The organism is Pseudofrankia inefficax (assembly GCF_000166135.1).
GTDB lineage: Bacteria > Actinomycetota > Actinomycetes > Frankiales > Frankiaceae > Pseudofrankia > Pseudofrankia inefficax.
In genome coordinates, this window is the sequence record NC_014666.1 from 1,146,156 (window position 1) to 1,170,139 (window position 23,984).

Annotated in this window: 19 protein-coding genes, 1 tRNA gene and 1 pseudogene; 20 read left to right on the top strand and 1 reads right to left on the bottom strand. The window is 72.3% G+C overall.

The window, feature by feature from the left end:
* Positions 1 to 1,952: 1,952 nt before the first annotated feature.
* Positions 1,953 to 2,333, top strand: coding sequence for a hypothetical protein (locus FRAEUI1C_RS04585; protein ID WP_013422112.1), 381 nt, complete (start codon positions 1,953 to 1,955; stop codon positions 2,331 to 2,333).
* 125 nt (positions 2,334 to 2,458) lie between these two features.
* Positions 2,459 to 3,622 (top strand): annotated as a pseudogene (locus FRAEUI1C_RS41815) (recombinase family protein); the annotation flags it as partial.
* Positions 3,623 to 4,242: 620 nt separating this feature from the next.
* On the opposite strand, the gene FRAEUI1C_RS04600 reads toward FRAEUI1C_RS41815, so the two are convergent.
* A tRNA-Arg gene (locus tag FRAEUI1C_RS04600) sits at positions 4,243 to 4,314 on the bottom strand.
* A 118-nt stretch (positions 4,315 to 4,432) separates the two neighbouring features.
* Here FRAEUI1C_RS04600 and FRAEUI1C_RS04605 point away from each other — a divergent pair.
* The 18 genes from FRAEUI1C_RS04605 (at position 4,433) to FRAEUI1C_RS04690 (ending at position 23,967) form a co-directional block, all read left to right on the top strand.
* Complete coding sequence (locus FRAEUI1C_RS04605; protein ID WP_013422114.1) at positions 4,433 to 4,819, top strand: response regulator; 387 nt, start codon at positions 4,433 to 4,435, stop codon at positions 4,817 to 4,819.
* 254 nt (positions 4,820 to 5,073) lie between these two features.
* Complete coding sequence (gene argS / locus FRAEUI1C_RS04610; RefSeq protein WP_013422115.1) at positions 5,074 to 6,750, top strand: arginine--tRNA ligase; 1,677 nt, start codon at positions 5,074 to 5,076, stop codon at positions 6,748 to 6,750.
* A gap of 73 nt (positions 6,751 to 6,823) precedes the next feature.
* Positions 6,824 to 8,233 carry a diaminopimelate decarboxylase gene (lysA, locus tag FRAEUI1C_RS04615; RefSeq protein WP_013422116.1) on the top strand — a complete coding sequence of 470 codons (1,410 nt, stop codon included), beginning with the start codon at positions 6,824 to 6,826 and terminating at the stop codon, positions 8,231 to 8,233.
* Positions 8,230 to 9,513, top strand: a complete 1,284-nt coding sequence (locus FRAEUI1C_RS04620) for a homoserine dehydrogenase (protein WP_013422117.1) — start codon at positions 8,230 to 8,232, stop codon at positions 9,511 to 9,513. The genes lysA and FRAEUI1C_RS04620 overlap by 4 nt, the downstream gene beginning before the upstream one ends.
* Positions 9,510 to 10,694 carry a threonine synthase gene (gene thrC, locus FRAEUI1C_RS04625; protein ID WP_013422118.1) on the top strand — a complete coding sequence of 395 codons (1,185 nt, stop codon included), beginning with the start codon at positions 9,510 to 9,512 and terminating at the stop codon, positions 10,692 to 10,694. The genes FRAEUI1C_RS04620 and thrC overlap by 4 nt, the downstream gene beginning before the upstream one ends.
* A gap of 70 nt (positions 10,695 to 10,764) precedes the next feature.
* Positions 10,765 to 11,976 (top strand): homoserine kinase, encoded by a 1,212-nt coding sequence (locus FRAEUI1C_RS04630; protein WP_013422119.1) that lies wholly within the window; start codon positions 10,765 to 10,767, stop codon positions 11,974 to 11,976.
* 846 nt (positions 11,977 to 12,822) lie between these two features.
* On the top strand, positions 12,823 to 14,988 hold the full coding sequence (gene rho, locus FRAEUI1C_RS04635; protein WP_013422120.1) for a transcription termination factor Rho: 2,166 nt from the start codon (positions 12,823 to 12,825) through the stop codon (positions 14,986 to 14,988).
* Positions 14,989 to 15,202: 214 nt separating this feature from the next.
* Positions 15,203 to 15,439 carry a 50S ribosomal protein L31 gene (gene rpmE, locus FRAEUI1C_RS04640; RefSeq protein WP_013422121.1) on the top strand — a complete coding sequence of 79 codons (237 nt, stop codon included), beginning with the start codon at positions 15,203 to 15,205 and terminating at the stop codon, positions 15,437 to 15,439.
* An 87-nt stretch (positions 15,440 to 15,526) separates the two neighbouring features.
* Entirely contained in the window at positions 15,527 to 16,609 is a 1,083-nt protein-coding gene (gene prfA, locus FRAEUI1C_RS04645) for a peptide chain release factor 1 (RefSeq protein WP_013422122.1), read from the top strand.
* The gene (gene prmC, locus FRAEUI1C_RS04650; RefSeq protein WP_013422123.1) at positions 16,557 to 17,531 is read left to right on the top strand and encodes a peptide chain release factor N(5)-glutamine methyltransferase; all 975 of its coding nucleotides are present in this window, start codon (positions 16,557 to 16,559) and stop codon (positions 17,529 to 17,531) included. The genes prfA and prmC overlap by 53 nt, the downstream gene beginning before the upstream one ends.
* Before the next feature lie 208 nt (positions 17,532 to 17,739).
* Positions 17,740 to 18,396 carry an L-threonylcarbamoyladenylate synthase gene (locus FRAEUI1C_RS04655; RefSeq protein WP_013422124.1) on the top strand — a complete coding sequence of 219 codons (657 nt, stop codon included), beginning with the start codon at positions 17,740 to 17,742 and terminating at the stop codon, positions 18,394 to 18,396.
* Positions 18,397 to 18,408: 12 nt separating this feature from the next.
* Positions 18,409 to 19,554 carry an MraY family glycosyltransferase gene (locus tag FRAEUI1C_RS04660; protein ID WP_013422125.1) on the top strand — a complete coding sequence of 382 codons (1,146 nt, stop codon included), beginning with the start codon at positions 18,409 to 18,411 and terminating at the stop codon, positions 19,552 to 19,554.
* A 133-nt stretch (positions 19,555 to 19,687) separates the two neighbouring features.
* Positions 19,688 to 20,215, top strand: coding sequence for a Cg1360 family ATP-synthase-associated protein (locus FRAEUI1C_RS04665; protein WP_013422126.1), 528 nt, complete (start codon positions 19,688 to 19,690; stop codon positions 20,213 to 20,215).
* A gap of 10 nt (positions 20,216 to 20,225) precedes the next feature.
* Positions 20,226 to 20,558 (top strand): AtpZ/AtpI family protein, encoded by a 333-nt coding sequence (locus FRAEUI1C_RS40745; protein ID WP_013422127.1) that lies wholly within the window; start codon positions 20,226 to 20,228, stop codon positions 20,556 to 20,558.
* Positions 20,559 to 21,317: 759 nt separating this feature from the next.
* A complete protein-coding gene (gene atpB / locus FRAEUI1C_RS04675; RefSeq protein ID WP_013422128.1) occupies positions 21,318 to 22,208 on the top strand; it encodes a F0F1 ATP synthase subunit A in 891 nt (296 codons plus the stop codon).
* A 65-nt stretch (positions 22,209 to 22,273) separates the two neighbouring features.
* Positions 22,274 to 22,528 carry an ATP synthase subunit C-like protein gene (locus FRAEUI1C_RS04680; RefSeq protein ID WP_013422129.1) on the top strand — a complete coding sequence of 85 codons (255 nt, stop codon included), beginning with the start codon at positions 22,274 to 22,276 and terminating at the stop codon, positions 22,526 to 22,528.
* 3 nt (positions 22,529 to 22,531) lie between these two features.
* Entirely contained in the window at positions 22,532 to 23,116 is a 585-nt protein-coding gene (locus FRAEUI1C_RS04685; protein WP_013422130.1) for a F0F1 ATP synthase subunit B, read from the top strand.
* Between the two features lie 2 nt (positions 23,117 to 23,118).
* The gene (locus FRAEUI1C_RS04690; protein WP_013422131.1) at positions 23,119 to 23,967 is read left to right on the top strand and encodes a F0F1 ATP synthase subunit delta; all 849 of its coding nucleotides are present in this window, start codon (positions 23,119 to 23,121) and stop codon (positions 23,965 to 23,967) included.
* The last annotated feature ends 17 nt before the right edge of the window (positions 23,968 to 23,984 follow it).

Sequence of the window (23,984 nt, forward strand, 5' to 3'; positions counted from 1 at the left end):
GACATCAGCCGAGTACTCGGGACCACCCCGGCAAGGAGCGCGCAAACGCTTCCCCGGACTGCGCGGCACCGGCCACCCGGCGGCAGTCACTGTTACCGGCCTGCCCGCGCCTCCCATGCGCGACAGGCCGGACACAACAACCACAGTTACTGCGCCACCTCCCGCCGCTTCCCGGGTGCGGGTCCTGCGTCGTGGATGTGTCCGGTCAGCGGCCAGACCGGTCGGCCACCCGACCGGTCCGGCCCCGGACCTCGCCGTCCGGAGTGACGGTCGGACTCGTGCCTCAGCGGACGGTCGGGTTGGAGTCCGCGCGGATGAGGAGAGAGGACGCGATGGGCCACCGCCCACGCGCGGTCAGGCGCGCACGGTGGTCATAGCCGGCTCTGGGAACGGCGACGATCGATGGCGTGTGCTGGGGATATTGACCTGGTTCGGCTTTCGCCGGGTGCCAGCGGAGGGCTAGCGGTCCGCGTGTTGGGCGCGGCTGCCAGCGATTGGCGTGCATTCCCTACCGCGTGCGTGCGTGGACACTTTTCACCGCTGGCATCGGGGCTAGTCCGGTCGGACTATTGATCGCTGGCATGGCGCAGCTGCATTGCGAGGGTCGTTCCAAATCTTTTCCAAGATTTTCTGCTGGGCGCCTAGGGGAGCCCGCGGTGCGGTCCGCTGGGCAGAAGCAAGGGCCGCCGGTGCGTGGACGGCGATGTGACAGCGTGGCAGCTCACAGGCCTGCTGTCAGGTCGGTGGGGGTCGCTGGCACGGGTCTGGCGGGCGGGGGCTGGGGCTGTGTGCATGGGCGTGCTGTGCGCGTCGCTGTCTGCACAGTGATCTTCGCTGGGCATGGTGTGCAAGATCGCGCTGTCTTTTCGCTGGCATCGATGTGGTGTCCTCAAGGCCCCGCCACCCGAAACCTTAGGGCCAACTGGAAAAGGACACCTCGCCGTGCTCGACGAAACGCTTTCCCTTTCCGCGCGAACCGCTGACCGGGCCGCGCGGGTTCCCCTCGCCCCGGGGCTCCCGCGGATACGCCACGCGAATCGCTATCCCGGTGCCGGAGCCGATCGGTCACCCGCGCCGGCCGCGTCGCGGCGCGCTCGGCGGCCCGGCGCGACGATGCCCGCCTGGCGGACCGTCCGATCGACGACCTCCCGGCGCGCGGTCATCGCCCAAGGGCCGGACCCCATCCCGGGCGGTCCGCAGCCGGACGACGGCATCGGGCCCGGTCGGTCTTCGGTCCGGGCGGCTTGGCGCGTCCGGCGATCACCATTCGATCGGACTAGTCCGCGGACATTCATGTCCGCTGTGAATGCACGTCAGAGCCTATTTCGATCTCCTAACCTGGCGCTCCGATGGGTATGCCCCGTTCCTACTATCCGGGACACGGAACCCCTGGTGCCCAGCGGTTCGCTGGGCACCAGCCCCGTAGCTTGCCGCACAACGGTCGGACAACTCTGGAGATCGGGTGGCGGAAAATGGGGGTCAAAACCGGGTTTCTTTTATAGCGGCTCCCCCAGCCGCGCGGAAGGAGGCCCGACCCGATGACCGACCCGACCCGCCCTGACCCCGACCGTTCCGCCGGCGAGCAGCCACGCCCCCGGCGCCCGCTATCCCCTGCGGCACAGCAGCCAGACCGTCCGCGCCTGGCCCCCGCGCCCTCGGCGCCGCCGCCCGTGGGCGGGGACGGGCAGGACGGGTCCGAGTCCGGACCCGGACCCTTTCCCGGTCTGTCCTCCGCCCCCGCCCTAAACGGGAATCCGGACCCGGACCTGGCGGTCGTATGCCCGCGGTCCATTCCCGGATCGGAGTATTTCCCGTGCTTGATGGGTTCCCTTCCCGACCGTCCGGGGGTTATTCTTGTCGTCAATGAGCCGGATACTGCCCCGTGCCCTGCTGGGAGCGGCTGCCCGATCCTGCCCCCTGCGTCGCCGTTTCCCGAGGCGCCCGGAGGCGCTATGACGGCCCCCGGCGCCCCGGCCGGCGGCGGGCCGCGGATCACCCGGCCCGACGACGATCACTCTGGCCGGATCGACCAAGCCGCCGCGACGGGCTCCGGCCCGGCCGGTGCCGGCCCGGAGGCGTCGGTGGGGGAGCGGCCCGACGGGCCGGACGCGCGGGTTCTCCCCTTGCGGCCTCGGTCGCGGGGCAGAGCGGGCGGGTCGGCCCGGGGGTGGGTGTTCCACGGCGAGGTCGAGACGATCACCGGCCCGGAAGCCGACCGGATCCGGGCGGAGTTGGCGGACGTGCTCCGTGATCTTCTGCTCTGGGCCGCCGGCCACGACGACGGCGGCACGGCGCAGGACGGCGGACCGGTCCAGGAAGGGGAGGCCGCATGATCGATCCCGGTGAGCTGTCCCGGGCGGCCGATCCCGGCCGTCCGGGGCTCGGCCCGGCGAGCCGGGCGACGGATCCGGCGCGTCCGGCGCTGTCGGACCTGGCGGTGTCGCCGTTCGCGTTGCCGATGGCCTTGTTGGAGCGGGAGGTCCGGGTCGCGTTCGCGGGGCGGACCTCGACCGAGGAGCAGCAGGACCCCCGCCAGTCGCTGATCCGCCAGCTCGGCCGGGCGAAGTCCGCGCTGCCGGAGACGTGGGTGATCGTCGCGCACTACTACGACGTCGAGTCCGGCCGCAAGGATCTCGAACAGCGGGGCCATGGGGCGGACGTGTCGCGGTTCGACATCCCGATCCCCCGGGACGGCGGCATCGATGATCTTCTCGCGGAGGCTTCGCATCCGAACCGCCGGTTCGATGTGGTGATCTGTGAGTCGATGTCGCGGATCGCCCGGCGGATGTACGAGACGCTCGCGATCGAGCGCCAGCTCGAAGCGGCCGGCGTCGCGCTGTTGGCGTGGAACGAGCCGATCAAGACCGACGGTCCGCGGGCGTCCGCGATCCTGCATCGGCGGATCAACCAGTCGGTCGCCGAGTACGAGGTCTGGCAGACCCTCGAAAGCTCGTGGGGTGGGCTGTGCACCCACGTCCGGGACGGCTGGAACATCGGGAAACCGCCCTACGGCTACCGGGCGAAGAGCGTGCGGCATCCGAACTCGGCGAAAGCGGACCGGGGGGCGACCAAGTCGCGGCTGGAACCGGACGGGGCGCGCGGGGAGACCGTCACGCAGATCGCCCACTGGCGTTACTACCGCAAGCTCGGCTACGGGGCGATCGCCGAGGCGCTCAACGCCGACCTCGAACGCTACCCACCCCCCGAACCGGTCGGCGGGGCCCACCGCGCCCGGGGTGCCTGGGGGAAGTCGACCGTCGCGGACCTGTTGCGCAACCCGAAGTACACCGGCTACCAGGTGTTCAACCGCCGCGCCAGCCGGTCACGGCACGGCGCGGTCAACGGGCCGGAGAAATGGGTGTGGTCCGAGCAGCCCGTCCACGAACCGCTGATCCCGAAGTGGATGTTCGACGAGTTCAACGCCCACCGCACCGAGCGGCGCGGCTCCCGCCAGACCAACACGCTGAACAGCCACCCCGCGACGAAGCGGACCTATGTGTTCCGGGGCATGGTCCACTGCACCTGTGGACGGCGGATGGCCGGGAACGTCCGCGAACCCGGCGCACCGGTCTGGTACATCTGCTGGCCCAAGGCGAACAACCGAGGCCGCGACGACAAACTCGACCAGCACCCGAAGACCGTCCGCATCCGCGAGGACGTCCTGGAGAAAGCGATCGGGGAGTTTTACGCCGAACGGGTCTTCGGCCGCAGCCGGATCACCCTGCTCACCGCGGAACTGGCGTCCTACGACGACCGCGCCGCCAACGAGCGTGCCGCCGAACGCGGCCGGCTCCAGAAGAAGATCGACGACCTGACGCGCCGGCAGGCCAACCTGCTGCGCCAAGCCCAGGACGGCGACCCCGACGACCCGTTCACCCAAGGGCTACGCGCCACGTACAACGACCTCGACGCGGAACGCAAGGTCACCCTCGCGAAGATCCAAGAACTAGACGAGGCCGACGACGCCGAACCCGAACGGCCCGGACCCGACAACCTCCAACTCCTCGACGCCCTACCGGAACTCGCCCTCAAGCTCCACCAGGCACCCGAAGCGTTGCAACGACGCCTCTACGAGATCACCCAACTCACCGTCCAACTCGATCACGAAAGGCAGGAAGTCAAGATGATGATCAAAATACCGGCCGTCGACCTCGACCAGGTCGCAACCCTCGCGGAAGGAGCCGCCAAGCCCCCCGCGCGCACGGCACCCACAAGAACTCTCTCTCGCGTGGATGCTGTACGTGCCCCCGGCAGGATTCGAACCTGCGCACCTGCCTCCGGAGGGCAGTGCTCTATCCCCTGAGCTACGGGGGCGTACTGGCTCGAGACTGCTTGGAGCGTGCGTCTCGCCGCCGGATCGCCTTGGCAACGAGGCATACCGTACCAGGTGCGATCGCCGGACCGGGGAGCGGGCTCGCCGTAAGCTTCCGCCGTGCACCTTGAACCCCCGCGTGTCCTGGTCGTCGACGACGACCCGACTCTGCGCCAGCTCGTGGTCGTGAACCTGGAGCTGGAGGGTTTCGAGGTTCATGAGGCGGTGGACGGCCAGGACTGTCTGGAACGGATCCACGAGATCGCTCCGGCCGTGGTGACGTTGGACATCATGATGCCCCGGGTCGACGGCTGGGAGGTCGCGAGCCGGCTGCGGGGGGACCCCGCGACCGCGGACATCAAGCTCATCGTGCTGACCGCCGCCACGCGCGAGGCGGACGTGCGCCGGGGCGCCCGGGTCGGAGTGGACTACTACCTGACCAAGCCGTTCGACCCGGACGACCTGATCGGCGTGGTGCAGCGTCTGGTCTCGGGCCAGCGGGTCTGAGCCCGCGCCGGAACGAACAGCAGGCCCCGCACCCAGCACTCGATCCCCAAACGCCGGCTCATGATCGGCGTTTGGGCCCTGGGATGGTCGTAAGTCGGGCTCCGCTACGACCAGCCCGGGGCCGAAATGGCGATCATGAAGGGCCGGTGTAGGCGCTCCTGGCTTCCGGTCGCGGGTCGGCGGCGGGGCGGACGCGAGATCCGGCCGGTTTTATGCCGGCGACTACTGTCCGACCGCGCCGATAGCATCGCGGCATGACTCCCGCCGACCTTGCCGACGTGATCGTGTCGGCCGTCCGCGCCGCGGTGACGGACGGTGCGATCGACGTCGCCGTCCCCGCGACGGTTCCGGTGGAGCGCCCGAAGAACCCGGAGCACGGCGACTACGCCTCCCCGGCGGCGCTCCAGCTCGCGAAGGCGGCCCGGCGCGCGCCGCGCGAGGTCGCCGAGCTGCTCGCCGACCGGCTGCGCAAGGACCCGGGAATCGCGACCGTCGACGTGGCCGGCCCCGGCTTCCTGAACATCAAGCTCGCCTCGGACGCGCTCGGTGAGCTCGCCCGCGCGATCGTGCGGGCGGGGGAGGCCTACGGCCGGGCCCCCCAACGCAAGGGCGTCCGGGTGAACGTCGAGTTCGTGTCGGCGAACCCGACCGGCCCGGTCACCCTCGCGTCCACCCGGTGGGCGGCGGTCGGTGACGCGCTGGTGCGCATCTTCGATGCCGCCGGGTACGACACGGCCAGCGAGTACTACGTCAACGACGCGGGCGTGCAGATCGCCAGGTTCGGCGCGTCGGTGCTCGCCGCCGCGAAGGGTGAGCCGACACCCGAGGACGGCTACCACGGTGCCTACGTGGCGGAGATCGCGGCGCGCCTGCTGGCCGACCACCCGGACCTGCTGGCCGGCGACGACGCGCAGGCGCTCGCCGTGGCGGCCCGCGACGGGCTCGCGCTCATGCTGACCGAGATCCGCTCGACGCTGGAGGGCTTCGGCGTCCACTTCGACGTGTGGAAGTCGGAGCTCTCGATGCACGAGGCCGGCGAGCTGGAGGCGGCGGTGGCCGACCTGCGGACGCACGGGCACGTCTACGACGCCGACGGCGCGGTCTTCCTGCGGACCACCGACTTCGGCGACGACAAGGACCGGCCGCTGATCAAGTCGGACGGCCAGCCGACCTATTTCTGCGCCGACGCCGCCTACTACCGGAACAAGCGCGGCCGGGGCTTCGACCGGCTCGTCCTGCTGCTCGGCGCCGACCATCACGGCTACATCGGCCGGCTTCAGGCCCTCGCGGCCTGTTTCGGCGACAACCCGGACGAGTCCCTCGACGTGATCATCGGCCAGCTGGTGACGCTGTCGCGCGGCGGCGAGCCGGTGAAGATGTCCAAGCGGGCCGGCAACTTCCTCACGCTGGCCGACCTGGTCGACGTCGTCGGCGTGGACGCGGCGCGGTACTCGCTGGTCCGCTCGTCGCTCGACTCGTCGCTCGACCTCGACCTCGACCTCATCGCGAAGCAGACGAACGACAACCCGGTGTTCTATGTGCAGTACGCGCACGCCAGGATCGCGTCGCTGCTGCGCAACGCCGCCGCGCTGGGGATCACCCCGGCGGACGGGCCGGGGGCGGTCCTCGACGGGATCGACGTGTCGCTGCTGGAGCATCCCCGGGAGGGTGACCTGCTGCGGGCGCTCGGCGAGCTGCCGACCGTGGTCGCGTCGGCCGCGTCGTTGCGGGCGCCGCACCGGGTAGCCCGTTACCTGGAGGAGCTGGCCGGGACCTACCACCGGTTCAACGACGCCTGCCGGGTCCTGCCGCGCGGGGACGAGGAGCCGACTCCGCTGACCGCAGCGCGGCTGCTGCTGGTCGAGGCCACCAAGGTGGTCCTCGCGAACGGGCTGCGGCTGCTCGGCGTCTCGGCCCCGGAACGCATGTGACCCCGAAGCGCTAGACCCGAATGTGACAGCTAGGCCCAACTGTGACTTCTGGGCCCGAATGGATGTGAATGTGATGTCGCAAGCCTCGGGCGCCTCGGCGACGACGCCGGTGGCGGTACCCGTGGCGCCGCTGGAGGAACAGGTGTGGCCGGCGACGGCCGCGCTCGACTCCGACGGGGTGCTGCGGGTCGGTGGCCTGCGGGTCGACGAGCTGGCCGACGAGTTCGGCACACCGGCCTTCTTCCTCGACGAGGACGACTTCCGGGCCCGCGCCCAGGCGTGGCGGGCCGGCTTCCCGGACGGGGACGTCTACTACGCCGGCAAGGCCTTCCTGTGCCGGGCGGTGGCCCGCTGGGTCGCGGACGAGGGCCTGAGCCTGGACGTCTGCACCGGTGGCGAGCTGGCCGTCGCAGCGTCGGTGGACTTCCCGCCGGCCCGGCTGCTGTTCCACGGCAACAACAAGTCCGTCGAGGAGCTGCGCCGGGCGGTCGCCTACGGTGTGGGCCGGATCGTGCTCGACTCCTTCGCCGAGATCGAGCGGCTCGCCACCGTGGCCCGCGCCGCCGGTGTCCGCCAGCGGGTGCTGATCCGCGTCACCCCGGGCGTCGAGGCGCACACCCACGAGTACATCGCCACCGGCCAGGAGGACCAGAAGTTCGGCTTCTCGCTGGCCAGCGGTGCCGCGCTTGACGCCATCGGCCGGGTGCTGGCCGCCACGGACGCGCTGGAGCTCGTCGGCCTGCACGCGCACATCGGCTCGCAGATCTTCGACACGGCCGGTTTCGGCCTGGCCGCCCACCGGATGGTCGGCCTGCTCGCCACCGTCCGCGACGCCCACGGCGTCGAGCTGCCCGAGCTCGACCTCGGCGGCGGCCTCGGCATCGCGTACACCGGCGAGGACGCGCCGCTGCCCGTCGCGGACGTCGCCGACCGGCTGCACACGATCGTCGGCAAGGAGTGCGCCAGCGCGGGGCTCGCGGTTCCGCGGCTGGCTGTCGAGCCGGGCCGGGCGATGGTCGGGCCGACCACGATCACCCTCTACCGGGTCGGCACCGTCAAGGAACTGCCAGGCCTGCGCACCTACGTCAGCGTCGACGGCGGCATGAGCGACAACATCCGCACCGCCCTCTACGACGCCCGCTACACCGCCCGGCTGGTCTCCCGGCCGGGCGCGGCCGAGCACCACGTCGTCACCCTGGTCGGGAAGCACTGCGAGTCCGGTGACGTGGTCGCGCACGACGTCTCGCTGCCCGCGGACGTCGCGCCAGGCGACCTGGTCGCCGTCCCCGCCACCGGTGCCTACCACCGCTCGATGGCCAGCAACTACAACCACGTCGGCCGCCCGCCGGTCGTCGCCGTCCGCGCCGGCGCCGCGCGGGTCGTCGTCCGGCGTGAGACGGAGGACGACCTGCTGCGCCTGGACGTCGACGATCCGGCCGGCGCGGGCGCCGCCGGGCCGAAACCGGGGGAGGCTGGCCGATGAAGATCGCGCTGCTGGGTTGTGGCGTCGTCGGCTCCGAGGTGGTGCGGCTGCTGGTCGAGCAGGCCGCCGACCTCACCGCCCGGGTCGGCGAGCCGCTGGAGCTCGCCGGCATCGCCGTGCGGCGGCTCGACCGCGACCGGGACGTGCCGGTCGGCCCCGAGCTGTTCACGACCGACGCCGCCGCGCTGGTCGGCCGCGACGACGTGGACATCGTCGTCGAGGTCGTCGGGGGCATCGAGCCGGTCCGCTCCTGGCTGCTCGCGGCCCTCGACGGGGGAAAGTCGGTCGTCAGCGCCAACAAGGCCTTGCTGGCCTCGGACGGCTCGACCCTGCATGACGCGGCCACGGCCGCCGACGTCGACCTGTACTACGAGGCAGCGGTCGCCGGGGCGATCCCGCTGCTGCGGCCGCTGCGCGAGAGCCTCGCCGGGGACAGGGTCCGCCGGGTGCTCGGCATCGTCAACGGCACCACGAACTTCATCCTGACCCGGATGGACGAGACCGGGGCGTCGTTCACCGACGCGCTGGAGGAGGCGACCGCCCTCGGATACGCCGAGGCCGACCCGACGGCCGACATCGACGGCTACGACGCCGCGGCCAAGGCGGCGATCCTCGCCCAGCTCGCGTTCCACACCCGGGTCACGCTCGCCGACGTGCACCGCGAGGGCATCGCCGCCGTCACCGCCGCCGACATCGCCAGCGCCAAGGCGATGGGCTGCACCGTGAAGGCACTGGCCATCGCCGAGCGCTCATCCGAGCGGCCCGGGGTCAGCGTCCGGGTGCATCCGGCGATGGTGCCGCGCTCGCACCCGCTGGCCAGCGTGCGTGAGGCGTTCAACGCGGTCTTCGTCGAGGCGGAGGCCGCCGGACAGCTGATGTTCTACGGCCGGGGCGCCGGCGGCTCGCCGACGGCGTCGGCGGTGCTCGGCGACCTCGTCGCGGTCGCCCGCAACCGCGTCGCCGGCCGGCGCGGCCCGGGGGAGTCGGCCTACGCCGACCTGCCCGTCCTGCCGATGGGTGAGACCATCACCAGCTACCACGTCAATCTCGACGTCACGGACAAGACCGGTGTCCTGGCCACGGTGGCCGGCGCGTTCGCCAACCACGGCGTGTCCATCCGCAGCGTGCGACAGGACGGCCGGGGCGACGATGCGAGCCTGGTGCTGGTGACCCACGCCGCCGCGGATGCCGCGCTGGCGGCGACAGTTGAGGACCTGCGGGGTCTGGACATCGTGCGCGCGGTGGCCGGGGTGCTGCGGGTCGAGGGAGGTGAGCCATGACCACCACGACCACGTCAGCCACGACCACGTCATCGGCGCGGCCGGTGGACGGGCACACGAACGGGAGCGCAGGAGTGGACATCGCGGGTGCGTCGAACCCGTTCGTCGGGCCGGGCCGCGCCGCGCCCCGAACCTGGCGCGGGATCATCGAGGAGTACCGCGACCGGCTGCCGCTGCCCGCGGACGCCCCGGTCATCACCCTGCTGGAGGGCGGCACCCCGCTCGTCCCCGCCGGCCACCTGTCCGAGGTCATCGGCTGCGACGTGCACCTGAAGGTCGAGGGCGCGAACCCGACCGGCTCCTTCAAGGACCGCGGCATGACGATGGCGATCAGCGCCGCGGCCGGCGAGGGCTCGAAGGCCGTCATCTGCGCGTCCACCGGCAACACCAGCGCCTCCGCGGCGGCCTACGCGGCCCGGGCCGGGATGATCTGCGCCGTCCTGGTCCCCAGCGGGAAGATCGCGCTGGGCAAGATGGCCCAGGCGCTCGTGCACGGGTCCCGGCTGCTGCAGCTCGACGGCTCGTTCGACGACTGCCTGCGGGTGGCCAGGGAACTGGCCGAGGCCTACCCGGTGACGCTGGTCAACTCGGTCAACCCGCTGCGGCTGGAGGGCCAGAAGACCGCGTCCTTCGAGATCGTCGAGGCGCTCGGGGCGGCCCCCGACATCCACTGCCTGCCGGTTGGGAACGCGGGCAACATCACCGCCTACTGGCGCGGCTACCTGGAGGCGGACAAGGAGGCCGGCACCGGCCGGCCGCGGATGTTCGGGTTCCAGGCGGCCGGCGCGGCCCCGATCGTGCGCGGCAGCGTCGTCACCTCGCCGCAGACGATCGCGACCGCGATCCGGATCGGCAACCCGGCCTCCTGGGACTTCGCCGTCGACGCGCGTGACTCGTCCGGCGGGCTGATCGACGCGGTGAACGACCGGCAGATCCTGGCCGCCTACCGGCTGCTCGCCCGCACCGAGGGCGTGTTCGTCGAGCCGTCCAGCGCCGCGAGCGTCGCCGGGCTGCTCGCCGCGCACGAGGCCGGCAAGATCGACCCGGGCCAGCGGATCGTCTGCACGGTCACCGGCAACGGTCTGAAGGACCCGGACTGGGCGATCAGCGGCGCGGCCAAGCCGGAGACGATCCGGCCGACCGTCGCCGGCGCGGCCGAGGCGCTCGGGCTGCGGCAGTGAGCCCTGCGCGTCGCGCGCCGGCCTCGCGGCCGCGAGCCCGCTTGGTCGGCGTGACGGGCGAGGCCCGGCCTTGACCGGGGTCTTCGGCCGCTCGTCCGTCAGTTCCGCGGCGGGCCCGGGTAGCACGACCGACCTGGGCCACGCGGCGTCCGGCGCGGGTCAGGCGGGCTCCGGGCCTGACGAGGACGGGCCCCGGGTCGGCGTCCGGGTCCGGGTGCCGGCGACGAGCGCGAACCTCGGCCCGGGCTTCGACGCCTACGGGCTGGCCCTCGGCTACTACGACGACGTCGAGGTGACCCTGCGCCGCCGTGGCCTCGCGGTCAACGTCACGGGGGCCGAGCAGGTCTCCGACGGCGAGGACAACCTGGTCGTGCGCGCGATCCGCGCCACGTTCGACGAGCTGGGCCGGCCGCAGCCGGGCCTGGACGTGCGCTGCGTCAACCGGATCCCGCACGGCCGCGGCCTCGGCTCGTCGGCCGCGGCGATCGTGGCCGGCGTGGCCGCGGCCTGGGCTCTCGACCCGGGCGCCTATCTGGCCGCCGAGACCGGTGGCTCCAGCTCGGGCGCACCCGCGGGCCTCTCCAGCGGGGCCGACGCGTTCGACCGGTCCGGCGCGCTGCGGGTGGCGACCGCGATCGAGGGCCACCCGGACAACGTCGCCGCCGCGCTGTTCGGCGGCTTCACCGCCGCCTGGACCGGACCTGACGGCGTGGCGGTCCACCGCGCCGAGCCGGTCGCCGAGCTGCGCCCGGTCGCGTTCGTACCGTCCGTGCGGACCTCGACGTCGGCCTCGCGCGGCCGGCTGCCCGAACTGCTGGCCCATGAGGACGCGGCCTTCTCGGCCGGGCGCGCCGGCCTGCTCGCCCTCGCGCTCACGCTGCCCGTCAGCGCCCCAGGTGGCCAAAATGCCCCCGGTGGCCGATCTGTCGCCGGCAACCACGGTGTCCCCGGCAACCACGGTGTCCCCAGCAACGACGGTGTCCCGGGTGACCCGACGGCGGCCGTCGCCGCGCGCGCTCGGCTGCTGATGGCGGCCACCGAGGACCGGCTGCACCAGCCCTACCGGCTGCCCGCCGTGCCCGAGTCGGCGGCTCTGGTGGAGCGGCTGCGGGCGGCCGGGGTGGCGAGCGTGCTGTCCGGCTCCGGCCCGACCGTGCTCGCTCTCGCCGTCGGTGGCGCGCAGGCCGCGACCGCGGTTGGCGTGCCCGCCCCTGGCTTCGCGGTCCTCCCGCTGGCCGTCGACCGTGACGGCCTCCGGGTCATCTCGGCCGGGAGCCGTTAGCCACCGCGGCTCCCGGGTGCGACAGCTGGGCCCCTCGGCCGGGCCGGGTCGGGGCCGCGGCAGGGAATAACCGGCTCGCGGCGGGCGCTGTCGTCTTCGCGACGATCTCCGGCAACTCGGCTGGGGGCAGCCTGCGCGCCGCTGGGCGACATGGCTCGGCACGGCGCGGTGGCCGGCGGCTGGCAACGATCTCGGTGACAGGCAGCTGCCCGGGGACATTGACCTGAACCGGCCTGTTTTGCGGCGTGACCTGGGTGACCTTCGACGACGATCGCGTCGACGTCGAAGACGGCGGGTACGGTGAAGAGGCGAGGACCGCGGTTTCGGGACGAGCTGTGTGACCCGAGGCGCGAGGGACGGCGATCGGCCCGCTGATGGCCGAAAGCGCGACCTTGGCGTCAGGACAACCCCAGGTTGTTGCCGAGGTGTCTCCGTCTGGATAGTCTGATGGCTGCACCCGCCGCGCCGCGGCGCGTGCTCGCCCCGCCGGTCTGGCTGGAGCTTTCTCTAGTCCGTCCTGGTACAGGATTCCGGTGCCTCGCGCCTCGCCGCCGTTGCCTCGGCTCGACACCGGCGATGTGGCGGGTGAGCCTGGTCGCTGACCTTTGGTCAGTCTTCCGGGTTGGCCCGCGATGTCTCCCGGGGGCGACGACCCCCGGATCCCCCGGGGATTCCGGGTTCGTTCGCGGCCGTCGGCCTCTGTGTCGTCGATGGGCGCGTCATTCGGCCCGGCCAGCGGCGATATCTCCCGTACCTGTCAGCCATGTAGGCGGTGGAGCCAGGTGACGGGGGTCCATACGCATCACCCGGCTCGAGAGGAGCCGGTTCCTTCAGGGAAGGAAAACCTTGAGCGACACCACCGACGTGCTGCCTGAGAGCGCACGTGAGTCAGCGGCGCCCGCACCGCTCCCCGTCAGCCAGCCGGCCGCGCTCGCGCCGACCGCGCCGGCTGCTCCGGTGCTGGTAGAGGGCGGGGCCGGCCAGGTGCCGGCGGACGACGCGACTCCAGGCTCGGCCACTCCGCGCCGTCGCCGTAGCGGTACCGGCCTTCAGGCCATGCTCCTGCCGGAGCTGCAGTCCATGGCGAGTTCGTTGGGGATTCAGGGCACCGGCCGGCTCCGGAAGGGGCAGCTGATCGCCGCTATCCAGAACGTGCAGAACGGCCTGGCGCCCATGGCGAACGGCGCCGGCGCCGAGCCCGAGGAGCAGGCCGCTGAGCCGGCCGCGCCTCGGGCCAGGAGCCGGCGCGTCACCCGCGGCATCGTCAGCCCCGAGCAGGCCGAGCTTGTCGAGGCGCCGGCCCGGGAAACCACCGAGCCGCCCGCCGCCGACCAGCCGGCCGCGGCGGCCCCCACCGGCAGCACCGGCACCACCAGCACTCCCCGTGCCCGCGAGGACCGCCGCGACCGTGGCGAGCGCGCGGACCGTGGCGAGCGCGCGGACCGAGGCGAGCGCCCGGACCGGAGCGAGCGCGCGGACCGTGGCGAGCGCCCGGAGCGTCCCGAGCGTGGCGACCGTCCCGAGCGTGGCGAGCGTGCCGACCGGGGCGAGCGTCCCGAGCGTGGCGAGCGTCCCGAACGGGGTGAGCGCCCTGAGCGCTCCAACGGCCGGCAGACCGACCGCCAGGGCTCGCGCCAGGACCGGCAGCAGTCCGATCGGTCGGACCGCCAGTCCGACCGCCCCGACCGGCAGTCGGACCGCCCGGACCGCCAGTCCGACCGCACGAACGACCGCCAGGGCACCCGCGCCGCTGCCCAGCAGCAGCCGGATGACGACGAGGACGGCAACCGGCGGCGTGGGCGGTTCCGTGAGCGCGGCCGCAACCGTGGCCGTGGCCAGGGCGGCACCACCGAGAACGAGCCGGTGGTGCGCGAGGACGACGTCCTCATCCCGGTCGCCGGCATCCTCGACGTCCTGGACAACTACGCCTTCGTCCGGACCAGCGGCTACCTGACCGGCCCGGCCGACGTCTACGTCAGCCTTGCCCAGGTCCGCCGGCACGGCCTGCGCCGCGGCGACGCCATCACCGGTGTCGTGCGCGCCCCGCAGGAGGGCGAGCCCCGCCGGGACAAGTACAACGCGCTCGTCCGCCTGGACACCATCAACGGGATGGACCCGGAGGAGGCCCGCGGCCGCCCCGAGTTCACCAAGCTGACCCCGCTCTACCCGCAGGACCGCCTGCGGATGGAGACCGAGCCGCACGTCATGACCACGCGGATCATCGACCTGGTGATGCCGATCGGCAAGGGCCAGCGCGCGCTCATCGTCAGCCCGCCCAAGGCCGGCAAGACGATGGTGCTGCAGTCGATCGCGAACGCGATCACCACGAACAACCCGGAAGTCCACCTCATGGTCGTGCTCGTCGACGAGCGGCCGGAGGAGGTCACCGACATGCAGCGGTCGGTGAAGGGCGAGGTCATCGCCTCGACCTTCGACCGGCCGCCGTCGGACCACACCAACGTCGCCGAACTGTCCATCGAGCGGGCCAAGCGGCTCGTGGAGCTGGGCCAGGACGTCGTGGTGCTGCTGGACTCGATCACCCGGCTCGGCCGTGCCTACAACCTGGCGGCGCCGGCGTCCGGCCGCATCCTGTCCGGTGGTGTCGACTCGACGGCGCTGTACCCGCCGAAGCGGTTCCTCGGCGCGGCCCGCAACATCGAGAACGGCGGCTCGCTGACGATCATCGCCACCGCCCTCGTCGAGACCGGCTCCACCATGGACACGGTCATCTTCGAGGAGTTCAAGGGCACCGGCAACGCCGAGCTCAAGCTCGACCGCAAGATCGCCGACAAGCGGATCTTCCCGGCGGTGGACGTGGACGCGTCCAGCACCCGTAAGGAGGAGATCCTGCTCGCACCCGACGAGCTGGCGATCATGCACAAGCTGCGCCGCGTGCTGCACACCCGTGAGCCCCAGCAGGCCATCGAGCTCCTGCTCGGCCAGCTCAAGCAGACGCGGACGAACTACGAGTTCCTGATGCAGATCGCGAAGACGACGCCGACCGCGGACTAGCGGACGCCGCTCGCCGGCCTGGCCCCGAGGTCCCGCCCGACGGGACCTCGGGACTAGGACGCGGGAGGCCGGTGTTACAGGGCTGGCGGCGGGCCGTGGGCGCGCCGTTGGCTCGGTCGAAGGTCTGGCAGACTTGGGCTGGTAACAGGCTCCGGTTCACGCCGTGGCGACACGCGACGGCGACCCGGCGGCCAACGTGAGAAGAGGGACCACCATGAGGGCTGACATCCACCCGACGTACGAGGACACGACCGTGGTGTGTTCGTGCGGGAGCACGTTCACCACGAAGAGCACCAAGGCGGGCGGCACGATCCACGCCGAGGTCTGCTCGCAGTGCCACCCGTTCTACACCGGCAAGCAGAAGATCCTGGACGTCGGCGGCCGAGTGGAGAAGTTCGAGCGCCGTTTCGGCAAGCGCCAGCCCGGCCAGAAGGCCACTGGCGTCAAGTAAGGCAGGCGCGCGGCGCTCGTCCGGGTCACGGGCGGGCGCCGCTTGCTTTGGTCCTGCCTTCCTACTTGTGCTGTGAAGAGGTAACTGATGGCTTCGGCGTTGGAGCGGATGCTCGACGAGCACGCCGTCATCGAGAAGCGGCTCGCCGACCCCGCGGTGCACAACGACGTCGGCGAGGCGCGTGCGCTGGGCCGCCGCTACGCCGAGCTGGCCCCGATCGTCGAGCTGGCCCGCGAGATCGAGCAGGCGAACGGCGACCTGGAGACGGCCCGGGAGCTGGCCGTCGAGGACCCGTCGTTCCGCGCCGAGGTGACCGACCTGGAGACGGCCATCCAGGACCGGCGCCAGCGGCTGCGCACGCTGCTCGCGCCGACCGACCCGGACGACGGCCGCGACGCGATCCTTGAGGTCAAGGCGGGCGCCGGCGGCGAGGAGTCCGCGCTGTTCGCGGGCGACCTGCTCCGGATGTACCTGCGCTACGCCGAGCGGCGTGGCTGGAAGACCGAGATCCTCGAGGCCAACCCCAGCGACCTGGGCGGCTACCGGGACGTCAGCGTCGCCGTGAAGTACCGCGGCCAGGTTCCCCCCGGCCAGCCGGGCGTGTACGGCCGGCTGCGGTTCGAAGGCGGCGTGCACCGCGTGCAGCGGGTGCCGGTCACCGAGTCGGCCGGGCGGATCCACACCTCCGCCGCCGGTGTGCTGGTGATGCCGGAGGCGGAGGAGGTCGACGTCCAGATCGACCCGAACGACCTGCGCATCGACGTGTTCCGGTCGTCGGGGCCTGGTGGCCAGAGCGTCAACACGACCGACTCCGCGGTCCGCATCACCCACGTGCCGACGGGTGTCGTCGTCTCCTGCCAGAACGAGAAGAGCCAGCTGCAGAACAAGGAGTCGGCGCTGCGCATCCTGCGGGCCCGGCTGCTGACGGTGGCCCGGGAGAAGGCCGAGTCGGAGAAGTCGGCGGCCCGGGCGAGCCAGGTCCGCACGATGGACCGCTCCGACAAGGTGCGTACGTACAACTTCCCGGAGAACCGGATCGCCGACCACCGGGTGAACTACAAGGCGCACAACCTGGAAGCGGTCCTCGACGGCGATCTGGACGACGTGCTCGACGCCCTTGCCGCCGCCGACCTCCAGGCACGCCTGGCCGGGGACTCCGACGGCGACTGACCGGCTGCTGACGGCCGAGCTCGCGGCGGCGACCCGCCGGCTGGAGGCGGCCGGCGTCGCGAGCCCGCGGACGGACGCCCAACTGCTGGCGGCGCACGTGCTCGGGGTGCCCCGCGGCCGGCTCCCGCTGGTCCGGGAGGTCCCGGCCGACGTGCTCGACCGGTTCTGGGACCTGGTGGGCCGCCGGGCCGGCCGGGCGCCGTTGCAGCACCTGACCGGTGAGGCCTACTTCCGCCACCTCACGCTCGCCGTCGGCCCAGGGGTCTTCGTGCCCCGGCCCGAGACGGAGGCGGTGGTCGGCTGGGCCATCGACACCCTCGCGGCCGAGGCGTCCTCGATGCCGGCCGAGCGCCCCGGCCCGGTCTGTGTGGACCTGTGCGCGGGGTCGGGCGCGATCGCGCTGGCGCTGGCCGACGAGGTTGCCGGGGCCGAGGTACACGCCGTCGAGGCCGACCCTGCCGCGCTCACCTACCTGCGCCGCAACGTCGCCGCCACCGGCCCGCCGGTGCGGGTCCACGCCGCTGACGTGCTGGGCATCCCCACCGGGTATGGCCCCGTCGGCGCCTGGGCTCAGGTGCCCGTGCTGGACGGGCTCGCGGGGCTGGTCGGGCGGGTCGACGCGGTGGTCTCGAACCCGCCGTACCTGCCCGATGCGGACCGGGCCGTCGTGGAGCCCGAGGTCGGCCGCCACGACCCGCCCTGGGCGTTGTGGGGTGGCGGCGGTGACGGCCTGGCCGGTCCGCGCGCGGTGGCCGCCGCGGCCGCGGCCCTGCTGCGGCCGGGTGGCCTGTTCGCGATGGAGCACGCCGACGGGCAGGGCGCGGCCATCCGCGCGCTGCTGGCCGCGGCCGGTGGCTGGAGCGAGATCGCCACCCGCCGCGATCTCGCTGGTAGGGACCGGTTTGTCACGGCGCGTCGGTAGGGATTCCGGATCCCGCCGGCCCGGCGAAAGCCCACGGGTGATGGCGCGGGCCACCCACGGGGAACGGGGCCGTCCGGGCGAGGCAGTAGGTTGGGCGCGTACGTAGCGCTTCCGAGATCCGCGGCGCGCGTCGCCGGGCGGGCCCGGCCGAGCCGAGCGCGGGGCCTCGTGGCGGTCGCGGTGACGGAATGGCTGTGAGGGACGAACGATGCGGCGGTTCGACTGCACGGACCCGGCGGCTCGCCAGGCCGGCCTGGAGGCGGCCGCGAGCGCGGTCGGCCGGGGCGACCTGGTCGTCCTGCCCACGGACACGGTGTACGGCCTCGGCGCCGACGCCTTCGACGCCTCGGCGGTGCGGGCCCTGCTCGCGACCAAGAACCGGGGCAGGAACATGCCGGTCCCGGTGCTCATCGGCTCCTGGCGCACGCTGGACGGCCTGGTCAGCCACGTCTCGATGCCGGTGCGCGAGCTCACCCGGGCGTTCTGGCCGGGCGGCCTGACCGTCATCGTGCGCCAAGCGCCGTCGCTGCGCTGGGACCTCGGCGAGAGCCGTGGCACGGTCGCGGTGCGCATGCCGCTGCACCCGGTCGCGATCGACCTCCTCGGCCGGACCGGCCCGATGGCCGTCTCGAGTGCCAACCTCAGCGGCCAGCCGGCCGCGACCACGGCGGACGAGGCGGTCGCCCAGCTTGGTGAGCAGGTCGACGTCTACCTGGACGCGGGCCCCGCGACCCACGGCGTGGCGTCGACCATCGTCGACTGCACCACCGACGTTCCCCGGGTCGTCCGGCTCGGCGCCATCGATCTTCCGACGCTGCGCTCGGTGCTCCCGCTGGTCGAGGCACCCTCGGAGGTCCCCTCGTGACGGGGCGGACCCGTGCGTGAGTACCTGCTCGTCTTCGTCGTCGCCGCGGCCGTCACGTTCCTCGCGACGCCCGTCGCCCGGGCGCTGGCGCTGCGCATCGGCGCGGTCGCCGGCGTGCGCGACCGGGACGTGCACGCCAAGCCGACGGCGCGCCTCGGCGGCGTGGCGATGCTCGCGGGCCTCTACGCGGGGCTCGGGGTCGCCGACCGGCTGCCGTTCCTGTCCCAGGTGTCGCGTGACTGGTCGGAACCGCGCGCGGTCCTGGTCGCCGCGACGCTGATCTGCCTGCTCGGGGTCGCCGACGACAAGTGGGAGCTGGACTCGCTGACCAAGCTCGCCGGGCAGATGGTGGCCGCGGCGGTGATGGTCCAGCTCGGGGTGCAGTTCACGTTCGCGATCAACTGGAACAGCGAGACGACGCTCAGCCTCGGCCCCGAGACCGCCGTCCCCATCTCGATCCTGGCCGTCGTCGTGCTGATCAACGCGATCAACTTCATCGACGGCCTGGACGGCCTCGCGGCGGGCGTCACCGCGATCGCCGCCGGGGCGACGTTCTACTACGCCTACCGGCTCGCCGTGGTCGACGGCTTCTCCCGGGCGGCGCCCGCGGCCCTGCTGGCGGCGGTGACCGCGGGGGTGTGCGTCGGCTTCCTGCCGCACAACTTCAACCCGGCCCGGCTGTTCATGGGCGACTCGGGCTCGATGCTGATCGGCCTGCTGTCGGCGTCCTCGATGATCTCGGTGACCGGCCAGGTCGCCTACGGCGGCTACGCCGGGCCGTCCCGCTCGCTGCCGTCCCTCATCCCGCTGGCGATCCCGCTCGCCGTGCTGGCGGTGCCGTTCCTCGACCTGGGGCTGGCGGTCATCCGGCGGACCAGGGCCGGCCGGTCGCCGTTCGCGCCGGACAAGATGCACCTGCACCACCGGATGCTGGAGATCGGGAAGTCGCAGATCCGGGCTGTGCTGTTCATGTACTTCTGGGCGGCGCTGGTCGGTTTCGGCGGGGTGGCCGCGTCGTTCTCGTCCGCGCCGCTGCCGATCCTGCTCGCGACCCTGGGACTGGGCCTGCTGGGCCTGGTCGCGCTGCTCCTGCTCGGCCAGCGCGCCGCCCGCCGAGCCGCCGCGACCGCGCCGGTCAGCACCTCCACCTCGGTCTGACGGGTTCGCGGCGACCGGTCTGGCCGGCTCGGCCGAGGCTGACGCCGGTCCTGGCCGTTACCGTGGGACGAGGGCCGACGACGGACGGGCTGTGACGAACGGACGATGACGAGCCGACGGATGGGGAGCACGGGTGGCGAAGGGAACGGGTGACCAGGCGCTGATCGGGATGCCGGTGCTGCGGCTGGGCCTGGTGATCAGTGCCGTGATCGCCGTCCCGGCGATCGCGCTCGGCGCCGCGCTGTTCGGCGGGGCGGGAGCAGCGGGGGCGCTGGTCGGCATCGCCGTCGTCGCCGGATTCTTCTCGATGGGCAAGCTCGCCGTCGCGTTGGTCGCCCGCCGGGCGCCGCACCTGCTGCTGCCGGCCGCGCTCGGGACGTACACCGGCCAGATCGGGCTACTCGGCATCCTGCTGATCTCGCTGGACGGGGTCGAGGCCATCCACCTGCTGACGCTCGCCTGGACGGTCTTCGTCGGCGTCTTCGGCTGGATGGGCGCCGAGCTCTGGGTCGCGACGCACACCAGGGTGCCCTTCTTCGACCCGGCCGCCTTCGCCGCCCGTCAGGCGGCGCTGGCCCAGGCCGGTCGGCCCGCGAGCGCCGACCAGAGCCCCGCCGCCTCGGCCCCAGTCGCCGCGGAGCGACGCGCGGCGGGCCGGTGACCGGGGCATCATGACGAAAGACGAGGTCCCGGGCGGTAAGCAGGAGGCCGACGCCGGCCCGCCCCGCTCGGACGGGCCGGACCAGCCCGGCTCACCCACCGGTCAGGGGCCCCACTCCGGCCGCGGCCCGGGCCGGCCACGGCGGCCGGCGGACATGGACAGCAACCCGGGCCTGGCCTGGAACGTGGTCGGGACGCTGGGCGCAGGCATCGCCTTCTGGGGTTTCGTCGGCTGGGGCATCGACCGGCTCACCCACCTGCACCACGTGTTCCTGCCGATCGGCATCGTTCTCGGCCTGGCCGCCGCGATCTATCTGGTCATCTACCAGGCGCTGCGCCGCTAGCCGGCCTCTCGCGACCTGCGACAGGCGTGTCGTAGCCATGTTGCGAACAGTAATCATTTGGGGGGACTGTCCGTCGCGGCATCGCTGACCGTAGCTGCTCGATCGGGTGCTCGCCGCGTTCGGCTGGCCGGGTGCCGGCCGGTCTGGTCGCCCGGCGTGCTCGGTCGGGTGCGTTACGCCAAGACGGGCACAACAGAACGAAACGTGTCGGCAACGTGTAGATGAACCCGACGCGGGGCGGATCGCAGCGCGTGCCGCGTAGGCGAAGGTGTGGATAGTATTCGCGGTACCGGGCGCCGACGCCGTCGGCCCCCGGTGGAGACGAGTCCCCGCTGGGCCGCGCCGAGCGACCGAGGGATGCGCGAACGAACGGTGTTCGCGCCTCTGGAGGTCTTCAGACGTGACATCAGCCAACGGGTGGGCGATCATGCGATGGTCGCGGTTCCGGTGGTCAGTGTGACACGGTCGAACGGTCGCGCGATCACCATGTTGGTCGCGTGTCTGTCCGCCGAGGTCGACTGACCGCCGGCCGCGTCAGCGGCAGGTTCGGTCGCGATCCCGGCGGCTCCGGTGACACGGTCGACGGATGCCAATCAGCAACTGGTCGCCTGTTCTTCCGCTTCTGTGACATCGTGTGCCCGAGCTTCGGTCACGATGAGTACATCCTGGGCGGTCGGGCGGAGTGCACCGATAGGGTGGGATCCCTTTCCACCGGGGCGAGCCCGCGTCGCCTGGTGACAGTGCGTAGGAATTTGGATCATGGAGGTGTGTTGCGTGCCCGTCCTCGCCCATGGTGACGAGGGCTTCCAGGGTCCCACCACTGCGGTGTTCAACCCGCCGCACTGGTTTGACGCGCACCTGGGTCCGATCGACCTTTACCTGAACAAGGCCACCGCGCTGGTCATCTTCGCGGCGCTCTTCGTCGGCGTCCTGTTCTGGCTGGCCTACCGCCGCGCCTCGGTCGTTCCGCGTGGCCTGCAGAACTTCGTGGAGTCGATCTACGACTTCATCGACACCCAGATCGCCCGGGACATCATCGGCAAGTCCGGTGCGCGCTACACGCCGTACCTGGTCGTGCTCTTCTGCTTCGTCCTGGTCTGCAACGTTCTGTCCATCATCCCGGTGGCCCAGTTCCCGGCGACCTCGCGCATCGCGATCCCGATGATCCTGGCGCTCATCACCTGGGTGATGTTCAACTTCGCCGGCATCAAGGCCAACGGGGCCGGCGCGTACTTCAAGGAGATGCTCGACCCGGCGCCGAACGCCCCCTTCGGGATTCGGCTCATCCTCGCGCCGATCGAGCTTCTCTCGACGATCATCGTGCGGCCGTTCACGCTGGCGGTCCGGTTGTTCGCCAACATGTTCGCCGGCCACATGCTGCTGCTGATCTTCTCGACGGGCGCCGAGTACCTGATCCAGCGCCCGCCGTACGTCTTCGGTGCGGTCTCGTTCCTCGTGACGATCATCATGACCGGGTTCGAGCTGGTCATCGACCTGCTGCAGGCGTACATCATCACCGTGCTCACCGCCGCCTACATCGGCGGAGCACTGGCCGCGCACGGCGGCGGCGACCACGACGAGGGCCACAGCCTCGAAGATCCCGGGCTGGCGCAGCCCGGCGTGCTGGCCCCGGCCGCGGCGCACTCCTGAGTTTTCGGACACCCCGACCGCACCGGCCGAGTCCCGGTGCCCGATTGGATAGGAACATCTCGACCATGGCGTTTGAAAGCACTGCCCCCCTCGTCCTGGCCGCGGCCGACAAGGTCACAGGCAGCCTGGGTGCGGTGGCCTACGGTCTCGCCGCCATCGGCCCCGGTATCGGCGTTGGCATCATCTTCGGTCTTGGCGTCCAGGCGATCGCCCGGCAGCCCGAGGCGGAGCAGGTCGCCTTCCGGTACATGCTCATCGGCTTCGCGCTGGTCGAGGCCCTTGCGCTGATCGGTTTCGTCGTTCCCTTCGTCTTCAGCTAGCCGATGACGCGCGTCGACGCCACATCAGTCATCCTGGCCGCCGCCGAGAAATCGAACGAGAACGTCCTGGTTCCGCCGCTTGGCGAACTCATCATCGGCACCATCTCGTTCGGCCTGCTGGTCGCCTTCTTCTTCTGGAAGGTCAAGCCGCAGGTCCAGAAGTACTACGCCGAGCGCACCGAGCGGATCGAGGGCGGCCTGGCTCGTGCCTCGTCCGCCCAGGCCGAGGCGCAGGCCGTGCTGGAGCAGTACCGCGCCCAGCTGGCCGACGCACGGGCTGAGGCGGCCCGCATCCGCGACGAGGCGGCCGTCCAGGGCCGTCAGATCGTGGCGGAGCTGCGGGCTCAGGCCGACCGCGAGGTCGCCGAGATCCGGGCCCGTGGCGAGGCACAGCTCGCCGCCGAGCGGTCGCAGATCGTCTCGCAGCTGCGTGGCGAGCTGGGCGGGGTCGCGCTGGAGCTGGCAACCAAGATCGTCGGCCACGAGCTGGCGCGTCCGGACGAGCACAGCCAGCTGATCGACGACTTCATCGCGTCGCTCGACGCCGGTGACGCGGCAGCCGCCGCGCCCGCCGGATCGGGGGGCTGACGGTGGAGGGACCCAGCCGGGCGGCTCTCGCCGCGGCGCGGGCCACGCTCGACGAGCTCACCGCGGTTCCGCCGGAAGGCGGGGCCGCGGCCCGTCAGTCGACCGTCGCGGCGGCCGGCCAGGTCGCGTCCGACCTGAGGGCCGTCGCCGACCTGCTCGGCACGGACCTCACGCTGCGGCGCGCGCTGCACGACCCGAGCGCCCCCTCGGCGGCCCGGGTCGGACTCGCCGACCGGCTGTTCGGCACCCGGATCGCCGCGCCGTCGCTCGCCGTCCTCAAGTCGGCGGTCGCCGGCCGCTGGTCGCGGGCGATCGACCTGCGGCTCGGGCTGATCGAGCTGGCGGTCGAGGCGCTCCTTGTGGACGCCGAGACCGCGGGCGCGCTGGACGAGGTCGAGGACGAGCTGTTCCGGTTCGGCCGGGTTCTCGACCGCAACCCGCGGCTCGCGCTCGCGCTGACCGACCCGGCCGCGCCGACGTCGGCCAAGGAGGCGCTCGTCCATCGGCTGCTGGCGGACAAGGCGCACCCGGTGACGGTGCGGCTGGCCACGCAGGCGGTCGCCGACCGTGAGTTCGGTGACCTGTCCCGTCGGCTGGAGGAGCTCAGCCGGATCGCCGCCGGGCGGCGTAACCGGGTGGTCGGGGTAGTGCGCACCGCGGTGCCGCTCGACGACGCCCAGTTCACCCGGCTGCGGGCCGCGCTGTCCCGCTACTTCGGCCGTGAGATCCAGCTGCAGGCCGACCTCGATCCGACGGTGCTCGGCGGTGTCGTGGTGCGCGTCGGCGACGAGGTGGTCGACGGCTCCGTGCTGCGCCGGCTCGCCGCCGCCCGCCAGGCTCTGACCCGGTAACGCGTGAACACGACGAC